The sequence below is a fragment of the Ornithinibacillus bavariensis genome, from assembly GCF_050433565.1.
Lineage (GTDB): Bacteria > Bacillota > Bacilli > Bacillales > Amphibacillaceae > Ornithinibacillus > Ornithinibacillus bavariensis.
Genome location: NZ_JBNPWZ010000005.1, coordinates 50,534 through 66,793 on the forward strand (window position 1 = coordinate 50,534; position 16,260 = coordinate 66,793).

Below are 16,260 nucleotides of genomic sequence, written 5' to 3' on the forward strand. Positions count from 1 at the left end.
ACTATTAGTTTGCGAATTAATTTCCGAAAAGAAATGGTGAGACTTCTGTTATAAAATGGTTTTGAAATTTTGCAGAGATTGAACGCAGAATTCAATAACGAATGATGGCTATGAAAGCTATATGTATGTTAGAAGGTACAATAAAAATATAATGAGGTGAAAATAATTGGTGCAGGTTAATGACTTAGTTATGGAAGAAAGAGTCATAGAAACAGTTGATCTTCTCTATGAACAGATATGGAACCATTCCATAAAGGAACGCCTAATCAAGCACTCCGGTTATAAAGGATTTAGAGGTAATATCATAATCTCAGATCATAAGGAGTTGTTAGGGTTTTCTTATGGTTATTCATCCTTACCTGATCAGTTCTATCATAATCTACTAGCTTCTGAGCTTAGTTCACTAGAATATGAAAAGTGGTTAAAAGACTGTTTTGAATTGGTTGAGTTAGCTGTATATCCATCGTATAGAGGCCAAGGTTATGGCAAGCAATTGATTACAAATTTACTTGCGGATATTCAACATAAAACTTCTATACTTACAACTCAGATAGAAAACAAGTCAGCACGTAGCTTGTATCACAGTTTAGGTTGGGAAGTAATCAAGGAACCATTTGTTTCAGATCAAAATGGTCCTGCTTATGTAATAATGGGAAAGGTATTTAGATAATTTGTTCTGGATAATACGAGGAATCTTTGATTGTTTTTTAGAACTAATAGGAGGTTAGGGGATGATTGTATTTTCGATTTTGGTGTTACTGCTTTCCTATCTTGTAACGTTTATTGTTAGAAGAAGATACAACATCATAGCTGATTTTGACAATTATAGACATGTTAATCACATGCATAAGAGGATTGAACTGATACTCTTGATTCTTTTCCTTTTAATTTCGGCTGTTCTGATATTTGTATTCTCCATTACGGAGGTTTATTTATTGTCTGCGGGAAATTTTGTAATTCTCTGTGGTTTACGCACATTTATGGAATATAAATATGATCGTGAAAAAAAGGAGTACATTATTGATTTTATCTGGGGGATAGGTGCTATTGTACTTTTTGTAGGTATTTTGTTTTCTTCGATAAATACCACATCATTTGCTGAAGTAGCAAATGACATCACTTCTTTAAATCCGAATTCAATCAAACAAGTTGAAATAAGAAATAATGCTTGGAATGAAGAGGCTAAGAATGTTTGGGATAAAATAATCGAAAAACGTAATATAATTATTGAGGATAGGCAATTAATAAATCGTTTATTTGTTGAGCTATCGACTATGGAGTTTCGTAAAAGCACTGACTTCAATAGTAATTTGGATAACTATTATTATTTACATTTTCAGAATAGTGATGCTCGTACAATAACTATATATGATAAATACATAAGTCTTGACTCAGACTATTACAAGATTGTTGGTGAAAATAGATTATATAAGCTGTTAGATAGTCATGATTTGGATTGGGATTACCCAGGAGAAAGTAAGGAATGATTAAACTCCTATAAAGTTCATTTGTAAGGAGGAAATAAATGCCTATCATTGAACATCATCAACTTATTCATGCACCGATTGATTTATGTTTTGATTTAGCTAGAAGTGTAGATATTCATATCCAAACAACTACTTTTACGAACGAAAGAGCTGTAGCTGGAGTCACAACAGGTTTATTAGAAATGGGTGACACAGTCACTTTTGAAGCAACACATTTCGGTGTTAAGCAAAAGTTGACCGCTAAAGTCATTAAAATGGATAAGCCTCATGAATTTATTGACATAATGGTTAAAGGTGCATTTCATTCCTTTATGCATACCCATCGTTTCATAGAAGAATTAGATGGAACCTTAATGATTGATTACTTTCAATATAAGTCACCTTTTGGTGTAATTGGTAATATTGCTGACAGGCTGTTTTTGGAAAGATACATGAAAACATTTATTGCTTCTCGAGCGGAAGCATTGAAGAAGATTGCTGAAAATATGAAAGGTGATATAGGATAAGAAGAAACACTGGATAGGAATTACTAGGTTTTTATTTTTATTAATTCTTAGCTGATAAATAGTTTCACAGGAAAATAGTTTTCATGACAAATTGTTAGGGAGTAATTATATGGAGATTTGGGATTTATATGATGAAAACAAGAAAAAAATTGGTAAGACCCATGTTAGAGGAGTTCCACTTCCAGAAGGCTGCTATCACTTAGTTGTCCATATATGGATTCAAAATGACAAGGGTGAAATACTCTTATCAAAGCGCCATCCCCAAAAATCCTGGGGTAATTATTGGGAATGTACCGGTGGCTCTGTGCTGACCGGGGAAACAAGTTTGGAGGGCGCTTTAAGAGAGACAGCTGAAGAGTTGGGCTTGGTACTAGATCCAAGTCAAGGAAAATTAATGATAAGTGAACGACGGAAACATTTTCACTCCGATATTTGGTTATTTCAATCAAATGTAGTAATTGAGGATCTTCAATTTCAAGAGGATGAGGTTATTGATGCAAAATGGGTGGATAAAGTTTCATATGAAGATATGCTGAGTAAAAAGGAGATTGTCCCTACTTTACCTCACTTTTGGAACGTAGTCTTGGGTCGATAGAAATTTGAGATTTGTAGATAGGAGAAATTAGAAATAAAAGGCTTAGACAAAGCAACCCTTCAACCGAGCTGAACATTAATAAAGGAACCATTTTTAAAAAGTGGTTCCTTTTTTGTAATTTATAAAATAATTACATTATAAAAGATAGAAAAAAATGATCTTTGTAATAATTCGCTGAACTTAACCGTTCATAATGGTAAAATAGAATAGGCATTTGTTTCGTCGTTATTATTAGGTTTTGATTTGTATATTCTTGCAGAGGAAGAGGATATTGATTGAGGAAAACTAGGGAAATAACATTTTTTATAGTGGGTTCCATAGGAGTTTTTATTCTTATTTTGACCTGGTTTTATCCCTTTTCAATTTTTGGTATCAATAAAACCTATAAGATAAAGCCTGATCCGATAGTGGTTGACCAATATGCTATGGATTTACAGACTTTGAAAGAAGCTATCGGAAACGATGTGAAGGAAGGATTAAGTACATCTATAAATTATACGGTTGAAAGAACACAATCCATACTTTTACTATTTGAAAAAGAGTGGCTACTAAGTAAAGATCCGATTAAACTTAAGAAATCTGATTCTAGAGAATTTATTGTTTGTTGTTAGAAGTACTAGAGATTTAATGCTTAGTTTATTAAAAAGGGAAGACTATACTAGCACGCAACGACAATATTTGGCCTATAGTATTGAAGGCATACTAGAATTAGAAGAATTAGTCACTAATCTTAAAGAAAGTAATTTCTATTCCAAAAAAGATTTAAGAATTCAATTTCATAATCTAAAGGCGGAAATAATGAGGAATTTTATGATGTATTCTACTTTTTATGAAATTTATCAAGAAGAAAATGGCAACTAATTGAAATGTAATGCATCAATGCAATTAATATATGAAGTTATTATAAAGAGAGGGAATGTATCCATGCTAAAACCATTTCATCATTTAACTAGAGGTGTCCTTATCAAAGAAAATAAGGTTTTACTTGCACAAGCCAAAGGATACAGTAATACATTTTTACCGGGAGGACACGTTGAAAACGGTGAAAGCGCAAAGGATGCACTAAAGAGGGAGCTTGAAGAAGAATTAGGAATAGCCAGTAAAATTGGCAGTTTTCTAGGTGTAGTTGAACATAAATGGGAGAAAAAAGAGATAATACATTATGAAATTAATCAAGTTTTTCTAATTGAGTGTGAGGAATTAGCTTCTAGTTATAAACCCGAAGCTAATGAGCCCCACCTTATTTTTCACTGGGTAAAGGTGGATGAACTAGATAAATATAATCTTCAGCCCTATCCCTTTAGAGATCTAATTAAGAACTTTGTAAACGGAAATAAAGAAGTTTGGTGGGAAAGTACATTACGTGCAGTAATAGATGATTCAAATAGGAATTAGGGCAAGAAAAAATTATTCAAGTTAATCGATTAGGAGGATGGGGAGATGATTTACTCATTATCAATTATAGTTTTCGCTATGTTTGTAATTATAGCGATATTTCAAGTTTTATTATCACTAGGCTATCCATTAGGTGAGTATGCCATGGGCGGTTATTATAAGGTCTTGCCCAAAAAATTACGTATAATAAGTGCATTTAATGCAGTATTACTTTTATGCATGTCTTTCATATTTCTTCAACATGGAAGTGTTATACATTCACTAGATTTTTTGCCAATTAACGTATTAGCTTGGATAATTACTATTTTTCTAGGTATTAATACATTAGCTAATTTGGTTTCGAGAAGTAAGAAGGAGAGGATGGTTATGACTCCTCTGTCTAGCATCGCCTTTATTTTATGTTTGATTATTGTATTAAATTAATTTTTACAAAGTATTATATTAAAAAAATTCTAAGGAGGTAATGATGAGTAGTCCAATTTTGAATCAAATAGGAACAGTCTTCATCCCAGTTAGCAACATAGAAAAAGCTCGCGATTGGTATTGTGAGATGTTAGGTATAAAGGTGGAGGGTGATATTCAGTTTGGTCATCTATATGTTATACCTATGGAAGGTACTGGGATAGTTTTAGACAGCAAAATATACGCTAAAGACAAAGTGTTTAGAACAGCGGCCTTTCATTTCAATACGGAGAATATAGAAGAAGCATATTGTTACATGAAGGAAAAAGGTGTCGAGCTAATATCTGATATTGAACATAATCATTACTTTAATTTTAAGGACCCAGATGGAAATATGTTAATGATATGTAAATGTTGATTGAAATGATCGAGAACGATTTTATTTAATCGTATTTATCAGTGAAATTGGAGGAATGAACATGCCTAAAGTAGGATTGCAAAATACGGAATTCAAATACTTGGAGAGTTAAAGCTAGTGGGATATAGAGTTTTATGTGCCGGTGATCAATATGTAAAGGAAATACCAAAAGCAGCAATACGTTTAAGTGAGATCAAACAAGTAGTTAATCCAACTCAACAATATGATATATAATCGAAAATGATACCGATGATAAAGATGGTTATTGGGTTTGTGTGGAAGTCAAGGAAAGTTAATAGGTGATAATCAAATATTCTCCATATAACCAGCTAAGTGTAACTAAAGCTGGTTTTTTGGTTACATCCAATTTTTATAGAATACACCTAAGCTAGATTTATTCAGATATTAATTTATAGGTAAGAATTATGCAATGACAAAAAGGAAGTTTAATATACAATATAGTTGATAAAATAATAAAGTTGTTAAGAGAGAGAATTAATGTATTCAATTAATTTGGACCTATTGTTTGCAATATGGACATATTGATTACCAGGTAAAACTAAGTCAAAATTATAAAGAGTAACTTTCTGATGAGTAGTCCAAATAACAAAAACACAAATATATTCTTACGCTTTAGTTAAAAGGATTTTAGGATATTTTAATAAAACTCCTGTATTAAAGGTAGCTTTATTACGTTGACGGTCTATTATAAACGGATTTATTTGACGTTATTGGCAAGTAAAATGTCGCCCTCTGCTAGTTACAAGGAGATACGGAAAAGGTAATATAATATTTGTCCCGTTAATGAAGCAGAATACATTTCCAGTCAAAACTAGTGAAAGTGTAGAAAGCTAAAGGAGGACCCAATGATGAAATCTCTTAATCGTATTAAAGTCCCGGCAGGATTTTGGACAGGAATACATCAATTAGGGATTGCCCCTCAAGATGTGGCTCGAAAAGCACGACTGCCGCTCACCATTATTACGGATCAATCTGTCACCACCGACCAATATTTCGCAATTTGGCAGGCATATTCGGATCTCATTGATGACACTGCTGAAGGAATTATCAAGCTTACGACCGTCTTTGAAACAGCGCATTACCCACCCGCAGTCTTAGCGACTTACCATGCTCGTGACTACCGTGACGCACTAAAACGAATGGCACGGTACAAGCAAATGTGTCCCCCTGAAAGTTTACGTATCAACGAGGGTGATGAGGACTGTACAATTGAACTAGATTGGTTGTATACCGAGCAATCAGGTCCACCGATGCTGGTTGGAATCACTCTGGCATTTCTTGTGGAGCTTGGACGTCGGGGTACGGGTCAACCGCTCACTGCGAAATTTGTCGAATTTACGCACCCAATGGGCGACATACGCGCTCTAGAAGCTTACTTCGGATGCCATATCCGGATTGGTGCAAATTGTAACAGGTTGACATTACGTCGATGTGATTTGGACTTGCCTTTTGTCTCGTACAACGAAGAATTGCTGGAGATTCTGACACCTGTATTGGATAAATCGTTGGATGAGCAGCAACACAGTCGCTCAATCACGGAAATGGTCAAATGGATCCTGAAACGTAGTTTATCGGGAGGGCGTCCTGACATTCAGATTGTCGCAAGTGAGCTAGGGATGAGCGATCGTACCTTGCAGCGCCGTCTTACTGAAGAGGGCACGAGCTTCAAGCATCTTTTGACACAAGTCAGACATGAATTGTCTCGAGTGTATTTGGCAGACCCCGCATTCGATATTAAGGAGGTAGCCTTCATGATTGGATATGAGGACCAGAACTCGTTCTACCGTGCCTTCCGCCTTTGGGAAGGTGATACTCCCTTTAATTGGCGTACTAAACATTTAGGTACTTCAACAATATAACGTTGACTTAACACTATTAAAAAAGAATAACATAATTATTGCCTCAATGGGGAAGAGCGTAGTTATTTTATTCATAAAGGCAAAAGGAGAAATATATTATGGATATGGGATTAAGCAATAAGACAGCTTTAGTTACAGGATCAACGAAAGGTATAGGTAAAGCGATTGCAATTGAACTTGCTAAAGAAGGTGTCAATGTACTAATTAATGGACGAAATTATGACGAGGTAGAACGAATTGTAAATGAAATTAAATCGGAATACCCAACTACCTCCCCTCAAAATGCAACAGCAGACATTGTCGATGTGGAGCAGAGAGAAGCATTATTTGAAAAATTCCCCACTATTGATATTTTAGTTAATAATATGGGTATTTATGAAATTATGCAATATGAGGACATTGACGATGAAGTATGGGATAAATACTTCCGTACGAATGTTCTTGCTGCAAATGGATTATCTAAATTTTATTTGCCTAAAATGTTAAAAAATGATTATGGTCGTATCATCTTTATTGCGAGTGAAGAGGCAATCATGCCTTCAGGACAAATGCCCCAGTATTGTATGACAAAATCAATGCTATTGTCATTGTCAAAAACCTTATCTAAATTAACAATAGGTACAGAAGTTACAGTCAATACTATCATGCCAGGTCCAACACTCTCGGAAAATGTTCAGCAAATAATTGAGGGAATTTACGCAAATTCAGATATGACTTTTTTAGAGAAAGAGAAAGAATTTATGAATACAAACCTACCTCAATCTGAAATACAACGATTTATTAGGCCTAATGAAATCGGTAGATTAGCCACATTTGTGTGCAGTCCTTATGCATCCGCATTTAAAGGTTCGCCAATTCGTATGGATGGGGGAATGGTACCGACCATTTTTTAGCATTTTCTATTCCATCAATTTATAAATGTAAACAAAGCATATAACAATAGGAAGCTCTAATAATATAGAATTGGAGTTTCCTATTTTTTTCTCAATCCACAATAACTCCACTAATCAAAAATTAATATACTATTCCATATAACTGTTCTCTATTTGAATATCCATTCCAATTCTATCATTCAATAATACTATTCTATTATTTTCCTCTATCAGTCATAATTTCTCCTTGAGTACATACATTTACTTATAGAAAGTGAATCATGAAATGGTTTATGAACCTATGAAAAGAAGCGAGGACAAGCTATGCAAGAAATATTGCGCTTATTCCCAACAGATATTCGTGACGAAATCCAACAAAAGATGAATAAGAAGTGGGACATGCTTCAGGAGATAAGAGTTCGTTTAAATCAACCGATTGAGTTAATTTACGACCATGGTGTTGAGTGGCTACGTGTAGCCCGCCCTAACAAAAAGGACTATGTTTTCATTATTAATCAACTGAGTGAATTTTCTCTTTATCGTATGGAAGATGAGCTAAGAGAAGGATTCATCACAATTGATGGTGGTCATCGTGTCGGACTCGCGGGAAAAGTAAATACCATTCACGGGTCTGTTAAAGCAATCCAATATATTACGTTTTTAAATATAAGAATCGCCAAGGAGAAGATTGGTGTTGCTAGACCTGTTATTCCTTATTTGTTTGAGGAGAGATTTTTAAATACGTTATTTGTTGGCCCACCACAATCAGGAAAGACAACTTTAATTCGGGATGTCATTCGAATTATTTCCTCTGGTTGGAACCATGTTCCACCTAAAAAGGTTGGTGTCGTGGATGAACGATCGGAAATTGCAGCGTGCCTTCATGGTGTACCACAGCATGATTTAGGATTAAGAACAGATGTCTTAGATGCCTGTCCGAAAGCAGAGGGCATGATGATGATGATTCGTTCCATGTCACCGGAAGTCTTAGTTGTGGACGAGATTGGTAGTGACAAGGATGTCTATGCCTTAACGAATGCGATGAATGCTGGTGTAACTGTTATTTGTACCATTCATGGACAATCCTTGCAGGAAATAAAAAATCGACCCCAGGTACAATCACTATTTGATAAGCATGTTTTTCAACGAATAATCATTTTAAATGGTCAAGATAAACCAGGAACCATTGAGAAAATTTATAACGAAGATGAAAAAAATATCTATCAGAAATCGAGGTGCCTACCAAATGAAGTGGATCGGAGCACTTCTGTTTATCGGGACAACGACCTGGCTCGGATTCGATTGGAGTAATCGGTTAGCGAAGCGGCCAAAGCATATACGTCATTTGATTAATGCATTACAAGTGCTAGAAGCGGAAATTCTTTATAGTCAGTTACCATTACATGAGGCGTTTATTTCCATAGCAAAGCAAATTCCCGACCCAATTAAAGCTTTTTTTCAATTAGTTGCTAAAAGAATGGAAGACAATCATATTGATTTCGAAGTAATTTGGGAGGATTGTGTATCAGCTTTGATAGAGCAATCCAGCCTAGGCCAAACTGAACAAGAAATTCTTGTTCAGTTTGGTCGAACGTTAGGACAACATGATTTCACACAGCAGCAGAAGCATATCCAACTTACGATTAGACACTTAGAAAGGGAACTACATGATGCAAGGGAAGAACAAGATAAATATGGAAAAATGGCTAAAAATATTGGTTTTCTAGCAGGGTTGTTTATCGTGTTATTGCTTATATAGGGAAAGAAAGGGGCTTAGTTATGCTTGCAGATGCATCCATTTTATTTCAAATTGCTGGTATCGGAATCATAGTTGCACTTATTCATACAATTTTAAAACAAATGGGTAAAGAAGAAATTGCCCAGTTCGTGACACTTGTTGGATTTATTATTGTGTTGGTGGTTGTGATTAATGGATTATCCGATCTTTTCCAGCAAATCCGATCTGTTTTTCTATTCCAAGGGTAGCTTCTATGGATATATTACAAATTGTCACTCTCGGAATTATTGCTAGTGTTTTATACATTATTTTAAAGGATATGCGTGGCCCCTTTGCTTTTATTATTTTACTTATAACAGGAATTGTATTATTTCTTGCTATTATTAGCCAGATTGGCTCAGTCATTCGATTAATAGAGTCCCTGGGACAAAAAGCATCAATTAATGGCATGTATATTGAAACCATTTTGAAAATTATTGGAATTGCCTACATTACGGAGCTTGGTGCGAGCTTAACAAAGGATGCTGGACTTAGTGCAGTTGCTTCCAAAATAGAATTAGCAGGAAAAATATTTATTTTAATATTAGCAATCCCAATTATAACAGCTGTAGTTGAAGCTATCTTAAATTTCTTACCTTCCGCATAAGAGGGTATATGGGAGGGACGAGTCGAAGTGCATGAAACAATTTAAGCGAATTATGTTGCTAGTCTCTTTACTAATTTTACTTGGACAACCCTTCGTTTTTGCTGATGAAGAGCCGACTGCACCAATGGAAGACGTGTTAGCAGAAGATATTTCTTTTGATGGAATCCAAAAATATTGGAACTCACTTGTCGATGACTATGGGGGGTATGTACCAGATTTAGAAAAAACAAGTATATATGATTTTATTAAAGGAAATAAAGAACTCTCGATTAAAAATGCTATGGTTGGTGCTCTAGAATATCTATTTCACGAAGTTATTCTAAACGGAAAGCTACTTGGATCTTTATTACTGTTAACCTTATTTTCAGTTCTCCTGCAAACCATGCATACCGCATTTGAACGTACCTCTGTGAGCAAAATTGCATATTTCGTCGTATATATCGTCCTTATTTTTATTGCGCTCAATAGCTTTTACCTAGCAGTTTCCTATGCAAAAGATGCAATCGGTATGATGAGTAGCTTTATGATAGCTTTAATCCCTTTAATTCTTGGTTTAATGGCTACCTTTGGAAGTGTTATTTCTGTTTCGTTTTTCCATCCAATTATCGTTTTCTTAATTAATTTTAGTGGTGTTTTGGTTTCTAATTTTATTATGCCACTATTATTCATATCTGCCTTGTTAATTATCGTTAGTAGTTTAAGTGAAAATCATAAGGTAACCCACTTAGCAGAGCTATTTCGATCGGTAAGCATTGGGGTATTAGGGATATTTTTAACGATATTTCTTGGTGTCCTATCCGTACAAGGAGCAGCAAGTGCCATTCAGGATGGGGTAGCAATGAAAACGGCTAAATTTGTAACGGGAAACTTTATACCTGTTGTTGGTCGAACCTTTACAGATGCTGCCGACACCGTTCTAAGTGCATCTTTATTATTGAAAAATGCTGTAGGAATTGTAGGTCTGGCTATTATTATTTTCATTGTACTTTTTCCAGCCATTAAAATCTTTGTCATCGCCTTAATATATAAATTTGCCGCTGCTATCTTGCAGCCTATTGCAGATGGACCAATCATTACGAGCTTAAATACGATTAGTAAGTATATCGTTCTAATCCTAGCTTGTTTACTAGCGGTTTCTTTAATGTTCTTTCTAGCGATTGTTATTATCGTGACTGCTAGTAATATTACGTTACTACTTCGATAGGACTGGTGGTTATGGAATTAATTATCAATTGGGTTTCACAAATTATCATTTTTATCTTGTTGGCTACGATTATTGATTTAGTAGTTCCAGCAGGCAGCATGAAAAAATACGTTAAATTTGTGATTGGCTTAATTTTAATTTTAATTTTCCTCCAGCCAATTTTCCACCTGTTGAATTTTGATATTGAACAAGCAGTTAAAACTACATTTGATGAGGTATTGAACGATAATTCACAAACAAAAGATGTGGAAAATTTAATTGAATTTCAAAAAAGTGAAATAGAATCGTCAGCTAACGCATATATTTTAGAACAACTGGCTGTCCAAATGGAAGATTTAGTGAAGGCTCCTCTTTTGGACAACTACCAAGCAGAAATACAAAATATAGATTTTCAGTTTAGAGAGGGAACAGCTTATTCGTATGAGGAGCTAGAGGAGGTTAAGGTGTATCTCAGAGAATCCGAAGCAGGGGAGGGAGCAGTGAATGCAGTAAACGATGTGGTTATCGATACAAGGGAGGAAAACCCTAGTTCAAAAGCAAAGGATGTAGATGTTCAAGGGATGGAAACCTTGCTAAGACAAATCTGGGAATTATCAGATAAGAAATTAACTGTTATTTGGGAGGGAGGGGCATCTTGATAAAAAAAATACAAGAATTCCTAAAGGAAAAAATAAATGGCTCAAAAAAAACCACCTATATTCTAATTATTGGGCTGGCAGCATTGCTTATAATCCTAGTGGGAAACATCTTTTCTACCCCATCCCAGAATGAACTAGGACAAGAAGTACCGAGAATGAAACTGGAAACAGATGCTGAATCGGCTGAAGTAAGTTCCCATGAATCGAAAACGACATCTAACATTCAAGAGCTTGAAATTAATTATAAGAAGCAATTAGAGGATATGTTAGAAAAAATAAATGGCGTCTCTGAGGTAGAAGTAATGGTCAATCTAGATTCTACTGATGTAAAAGTTTATGAAAAAAATCTAATTAAAGGACAACAGCATACAGAGGAAAATGATAAAAATGGCGGGACAAGACAAATTGAAGATAACACAGAAGAATCGCAAACTGTTTTAATTAGACAAGGTGACCAAGAGACACCTATCTTAGTACAAACAAAAAAACCTAAGGTAAGAGGGGTATTCGTAGTAGCAAAGGGTGTTGAAAAAGCTACCGTAAAACAGTGGGTTGTAGAAGCTGTTTCGAGAGTACTAGATGTTCCCACACATCGAGTTTCTGTAATGCCTAAAAATTAAGGAGGATGAACGAATGTTGAAAAAACAAACAGTATGGTTGTTAACAATGCTAAGCTTAATGATTGTGTTGAGTGTGTATTATATGACCTCGAAACCGGAAGATTTTGCTTATCTAGATTCAGGAAAGAAAGATGATACAGAAGAAACATCATCAAATACAACAGATGAAAAAGCAGGTGTTGACGTACAGCCAGGTGGAAATGAATTATTTGCTTCATTACGATTAGAAGTACAAGATAAAAGAAGTATGAAATTAGATAGATTGAAAGATATTGTAGCCAATGGAAATGCAAGTGCAGAGGAAAAGAAACAGGCATATGATGAAATGGATGTCATTGAAGCAACAACAGCTAAGGAAAATATTCTGGAAGATTCAATCGCTGCTTCTGCAGAATATCAAGACGTTTTAGTTCGTTATGATGAAGATGTTGTTCATGTTCATGTTCAAGTGGACGAGATCTCCAAAAAAGAAGTACTAAATATTATGCAGATGGTACGCGATGAATTTGGAGAAGTTACCGTAAATGTAGTCCACGAACCGATTACAGAAAGCTAGATTAATAGTAAACTTTAGCATCAAGTCTTAAGTGACTTGATGTTTTGTTTTGTCTAGTATTAGGATTTATTATGATAATCTAGTATGGTACGAAGGTTGTAAGCTAGTTGCAGTGACAAACGTGGGTAGGGATAGGACAAACATCATTAATTTCAACTTATTATAGTTTAATGATTAAAAGATAAAAGCTGTACCTAAGAACTAATATTTTTCCGCGTAGTAAACTTTCGCTACAGACTTTACATTAAAAAAGGCAAAATAGTATCCACAAGATAACTATTTTATGCTATCAATAGTATCATTCGCCAAGACACTGGTATCTTGTTATAATCAAGAATGTGAAAGCGTTTCAATTATGAGTTTTTACTTAATTGTTGAAGTTTTCCTTATAGTTATCGTAAAATATTAAGAGGAGTTATTAGTACCTAATTATAAATCGAGTTAAGGGAGTGCTATAATTTGTTAAAAGTACAAGAAATTCGTGAAATAATAAAACTAGTTGATCAATCGTCTTTAAATGAATTTACTTATGAAACAAATGGAACAAAGGTTTCAATGAAAAAATTACCAGAGGGTGTTGCAGTACAAGCAAATCCTGTTGTCCATGTGGAGAAGGAAATATCTCCTGTTGCTGTAGAAAAACAACCTGTACAAGCCGTGAAAGAAGAAATAGTAGAGAAACAAGAAGTATCTGTTCAGTCAAATTCTGTAGATTATGACCATGAAATAACATCCCCAATGGTTGGTACATTCTATAGTTCACCAAGTCCTGATAGTGAACCATTTGTATCAATTGGAAGTTCTGTTTCAAAAGAGACAGTCGTATGTATTGTAGAGGCAATGAAATTATTCAACGAAATTGAAGCAGAAGTGTCAGGTGAGATTGTTGAAGTATTAGTAGAAAATGGGGAGCTAGTAGAATACGGTCAGCCACTATTTAGAGTAAAAACGAAATAAGGGGACGTGCTTAATATGATTAAGAAATTGCTTATTGCTAATAGAGGAGAAATAGCTGTCCGGATTATTCGTGCATGTAAGGAAATGGGTATTGCAACAGTAGCAGTATACTCTGAGGCTGATAAAGAAGCACTACATGTACAGTTAGCTGATGAAGCTTATTGTATTGGACCAAAGTCAAGTAAGGATAGTTATTTAAATTTCACCAATATCATGAGTGTTGCTATATCTACCAATGTAGATGCAATTCACCCAGGCTATGGTTTCCTTGCTGAAAATGCTGATTTTGCAGAGATTTGTAAGGCATGTAATATTACATTTGTCGGACCAACACCTGAAGCGATTCAGAAGATGGGAATCAAAGATGTTGCTAGAGAAACGATGAAATCAGCTAATGTTCCAATTGTACCAGGTTCTGATGGTATTATTGAGAGTGAAGAAGAGGCAATACAAATTGCTGAAACAATTGGATATCCTGTTATTATCAAGGCCACTGCAGGTGGTGGTGGTAAAGGGATTCGCGTAGCAAGATCTGAAGAGGACTTAATTAAGGGTATCCGTATTACCCAAAAAGAAGCAGAAACTGCATTTGGAAATCCAGGTGTATACTTAGAAAAGTTTATTGAAGATTTTCGCCATGTCGAAATACAAGTATTAGCTGATACCCATGGAAATGTCGTTCATTTAGGGGAAAGAGATTGTAGTATCCAGCGTAGGCTGCAGAAATTAATTGAAGAAACACCATCTCCAGCGCTAAATGATGAAATTCGTGCTAAAATGGGAGGAGCGGCAGTTCAAGCTGCCAAAGCAGTTAATTATGTCGGAGCAGGCACAATAGAGTTTATTTTTGATCGTAAGACTAAAGATTTCTATTTCATGGAAATGAATACAAGAATTCAGGTAGAACACCCTGTTACAGAAATGGTGACAGGAATTGATTTAATTAAAGAACAAATCAAGATAGCAAATGGAGAGAAGCTTTCCTTTACACAAGAAGATGTTACCTTTGACGGATGGGCAATTGAATGCCGTATCAATGCAGAGCATCCTTTTAAGAATTTTATGCCATCACCTGGGAAAATTAATATGTACCTACCACCGGGTGGTTTAGGTGTTCGGGTAGATTCTGCAGCGTATCCAGGGTATGCAATACCTCCATATTATGATTCCATGATAGCTAAGCTAATCACATATGGTGCAACAAGAGATGAGGCAATTGCTAAGATGAAACGCGCTCTTGATGAGTTCCTAGTAGAAGGTGTGCATACCACTATCCCATTTCATCGCCTAATTATGGATCATGAAGTATTTATTCATGGTGATTTTAACACAAACTTTTTAGAAGAAAACCCTATTGCTGAACCGAGCCAAGAATAATCGACTGGAACCCCAATTATGAAGAGGAGTGAAAGTATGGCTGAACAACCGTTAGTGAATATGAGTGATGATACTGGACTTGGAAGAGTTGAAATTGCTCCAGAGGTAATTGAAGTAATTGCAGGTATCGCAGCATCTGAAGTAGAAGGATTGTCTAATATGCGTGGTAACTTTGCAACAGGAGTTGTAGAAAAGTTCGGGAAAAAATCTCATAGTAAAGGTGTAAAAGTTGAGCTTACCAATGATGGTATCATTATTGATTTATTTGTAGTATTGAACTTTGGGGTAACTATACCAGAGGTTGCTGGAAAGATTCAATCCAATATCCGTCAAACGTTAAAAAACATGACATCCCTTGACGTAGCAGAGGTAAATGTTCATGTCGTTGGCGTTCAAATGGAAAAAAATAATAACGAAGACGTAACAGAATAAGAGGATGTCCCATACGAATGCTGACTATTAGTAGTCGTTTTCTATGGGATATCCTCTTTCTCTTTAAAAATATGGGAGTTTGTGGCGCGTGTTTCATAATCATGTTATTATTTGGAAGAGATTATTAAAGGAGTAATGTAAATGAAACGACATGCTGCAAGAGAAAAAGCATTTCAATTATTATTTCAATTAGACTTATTAGATGAAGATGTGGAGATAACTATTCAAGAAAGACTGGAGGAAGAGGAACAGGACGAATTTCTTGTTCATCTAGTGAACGGTGTTGTAAGACATAAACAAGATATTGACAACGTTCTAGCAGAAAATCTAGAAAATTGGTCACTTCCTCGACTACCAGCAGTTGAAAAGACGGTATTAAGAATTGCTACATTTGAAATTAACTTTTTAGAGGATGTTCCGACAAATGTATCAATTAATGAAGCAGTGGAGATTGCAAACCGTTATGGAGATGAAAAATCAGGCAAATTTGTTAATGGGGTGCTTTCAAAAATTATAAAATAGTGAGTAGAGGGGGAG

General features: G+C 35.1%; 22 protein-coding genes. All 22 read left to right on the plus strand.

The genetic code is table 11. The annotated features are described in order from the left end of the window. Positions 1-169: 169 nt before the first annotated feature. Positions 170-670, plus strand: coding sequence for a GNAT family N-acetyltransferase (locus HNR27_RS10345; RefSeq protein WP_429339813.1), 501 nt, complete (start codon positions 170-172; stop codon positions 668-670). 61 nt (positions 671-731) lie between these two features. Next, positions 732-1,487, plus strand: a complete 756-nt coding sequence (locus HNR27_RS10350) for a DUF4181 domain-containing protein (RefSeq protein WP_212922028.1) — start codon at positions 732-734, stop codon at positions 1,485-1,487. A 38-nt stretch (positions 1,488-1,525) separates the two neighbouring features. Then, complete coding sequence (locus tag HNR27_RS10355; RefSeq protein WP_429339685.1) at positions 1,526-1,993, plus strand: SRPBCC family protein; 468 nt, start codon at positions 1,526-1,528, stop codon at positions 1,991-1,993. Between the two features lie 109 nt (positions 1,994-2,102). Next, positions 2,103-2,588 carry an NUDIX hydrolase gene (locus tag HNR27_RS10360; protein ID WP_429339686.1) on the plus strand — a complete coding sequence of 162 codons (486 nt, stop codon included), beginning with the start codon at positions 2,103-2,105 and terminating at the stop codon, positions 2,586-2,588. 275 nt (positions 2,589-2,863) lie between these two features. Continuing rightward, positions 2,864-3,199: a hypothetical protein gene (locus tag HNR27_RS10365; protein ID WP_429339687.1), complete on the plus strand. Its 336-nt coding sequence runs from the start codon at positions 2,864-2,866 to the stop codon at positions 3,197-3,199. Between the two features lie 313 nt (positions 3,200-3,512). Further along, the gene (locus HNR27_RS10370) at positions 3,513-3,983 is read left to right on the plus strand and encodes an NUDIX domain-containing protein (protein WP_212922026.1); all 471 of its coding nucleotides are present in this window, start codon (positions 3,513-3,515) and stop codon (positions 3,981-3,983) included. 45 nt (positions 3,984-4,028) lie between these two features. Next, entirely contained in the window at positions 4,029-4,406 is a 378-nt protein-coding gene (locus HNR27_RS10375; protein WP_212922025.1) for a hypothetical protein, read from the plus strand. 43 nt (positions 4,407-4,449) lie between these two features. After that, positions 4,450-4,803, plus strand: a complete 354-nt coding sequence (locus HNR27_RS10380) for a VOC family protein (RefSeq protein WP_429339688.1) — start codon at positions 4,450-4,452, stop codon at positions 4,801-4,803. An 869-nt stretch (positions 4,804-5,672) separates the two neighbouring features. Continuing rightward, positions 5,673-6,683, plus strand: coding sequence for an AraC family transcriptional regulator (locus HNR27_RS10385; RefSeq protein ID WP_429339814.1), 1,011 nt, complete (start codon positions 5,673-5,675; stop codon positions 6,681-6,683). A 98-nt stretch (positions 6,684-6,781) separates the two neighbouring features. Next, the gene (locus tag HNR27_RS10390; protein ID WP_429339689.1) at positions 6,782-7,576 is read left to right on the plus strand and encodes an SDR family NAD(P)-dependent oxidoreductase; all 795 of its coding nucleotides are present in this window, start codon (positions 6,782-6,784) and stop codon (positions 7,574-7,576) included. A 303-nt stretch (positions 7,577-7,879) separates the two neighbouring features. After that, complete coding sequence (spoIIIAA, locus tag HNR27_RS10395; RefSeq protein ID WP_429339690.1) at positions 7,880-8,866, plus strand: stage III sporulation protein AA; 987 nt, start codon at positions 7,880-7,882, stop codon at positions 8,864-8,866. Further along, positions 8,802-9,314, plus strand: a complete 513-nt coding sequence (gene spoIIIAB / locus HNR27_RS10400; RefSeq protein ID WP_429339691.1) for a stage III sporulation protein SpoIIIAB — start codon at positions 8,802-8,804, stop codon at positions 9,312-9,314. Before spoIIIAA ends, spoIIIAB begins: the two co-directional genes overlap by 65 nt. Positions 9,315-9,334: 20 nt before the next feature. Further along, positions 9,335-9,541, plus strand: coding sequence for a stage III sporulation protein AC (gene spoIIIAC / locus HNR27_RS10405; protein ID WP_212922019.1), 207 nt, complete (start codon positions 9,335-9,337; stop codon positions 9,539-9,541). A 5-nt stretch (positions 9,542-9,546) separates the two neighbouring features. Beyond that, complete coding sequence (gene spoIIIAD / locus HNR27_RS10410) at positions 9,547-9,939, plus strand: stage III sporulation protein AD (protein WP_212922018.1); 393 nt, start codon at positions 9,547-9,549, stop codon at positions 9,937-9,939. A gap of 31 nt (positions 9,940-9,970) precedes the next feature. After that, entirely contained in the window at positions 9,971-11,143 is a 1,173-nt protein-coding gene (spoIIIAE, locus tag HNR27_RS10415) for a stage III sporulation protein AE (RefSeq protein WP_429339692.1), read from the plus strand. Between the two features lie 11 nt (positions 11,144-11,154). Then, on the plus strand, positions 11,155-11,781 hold the full coding sequence (gene spoIIIAF / locus HNR27_RS10420) for a stage III sporulation protein AF (RefSeq protein ID WP_429339693.1): 627 nt from the start codon (positions 11,155-11,157) through the stop codon (positions 11,779-11,781). Next, positions 11,778-12,401, plus strand: a complete 624-nt coding sequence (spoIIIAG, locus tag HNR27_RS10425; RefSeq protein WP_429339694.1) for a stage III sporulation protein AG — start codon at positions 11,778-11,780, stop codon at positions 12,399-12,401. The genes spoIIIAF and spoIIIAG overlap by 4 nt, the downstream gene beginning before the upstream one ends. Before the next feature lie 13 nt (positions 12,402-12,414). Then, on the plus strand, positions 12,415-12,957 hold the full coding sequence (locus HNR27_RS10430; RefSeq protein WP_212922014.1) for a SpoIIIAH-like family protein: 543 nt from the start codon (positions 12,415-12,417) through the stop codon (positions 12,955-12,957). 459 nt (positions 12,958-13,416) lie between these two features. Continuing rightward, entirely contained in the window at positions 13,417-13,914 is a 498-nt protein-coding gene (gene accB / locus HNR27_RS10435) for an acetyl-CoA carboxylase biotin carboxyl carrier protein (protein WP_212922013.1), read from the plus strand. 15 nt (positions 13,915-13,929) lie between these two features. Continuing rightward, positions 13,930-15,291: an acetyl-CoA carboxylase biotin carboxylase subunit gene (gene accC, locus HNR27_RS10440; RefSeq protein WP_212922012.1), complete on the plus strand. Its 1,362-nt coding sequence runs from the start codon at positions 13,930-13,932 to the stop codon at positions 15,289-15,291. Between the two features lie 36 nt (positions 15,292-15,327). Next, positions 15,328-15,723, plus strand: a complete 396-nt coding sequence (locus HNR27_RS10445; RefSeq protein ID WP_212922011.1) for an Asp23/Gls24 family envelope stress response protein — start codon at positions 15,328-15,330, stop codon at positions 15,721-15,723. A gap of 141 nt (positions 15,724-15,864) precedes the next feature. Beyond that, complete coding sequence (gene nusB, locus HNR27_RS10450; RefSeq protein WP_429339695.1) at positions 15,865-16,245, plus strand: transcription antitermination factor NusB; 381 nt, start codon at positions 15,865-15,867, stop codon at positions 16,243-16,245. The last annotated feature ends 15 nt before the right edge of the window (positions 16,246-16,260 follow it).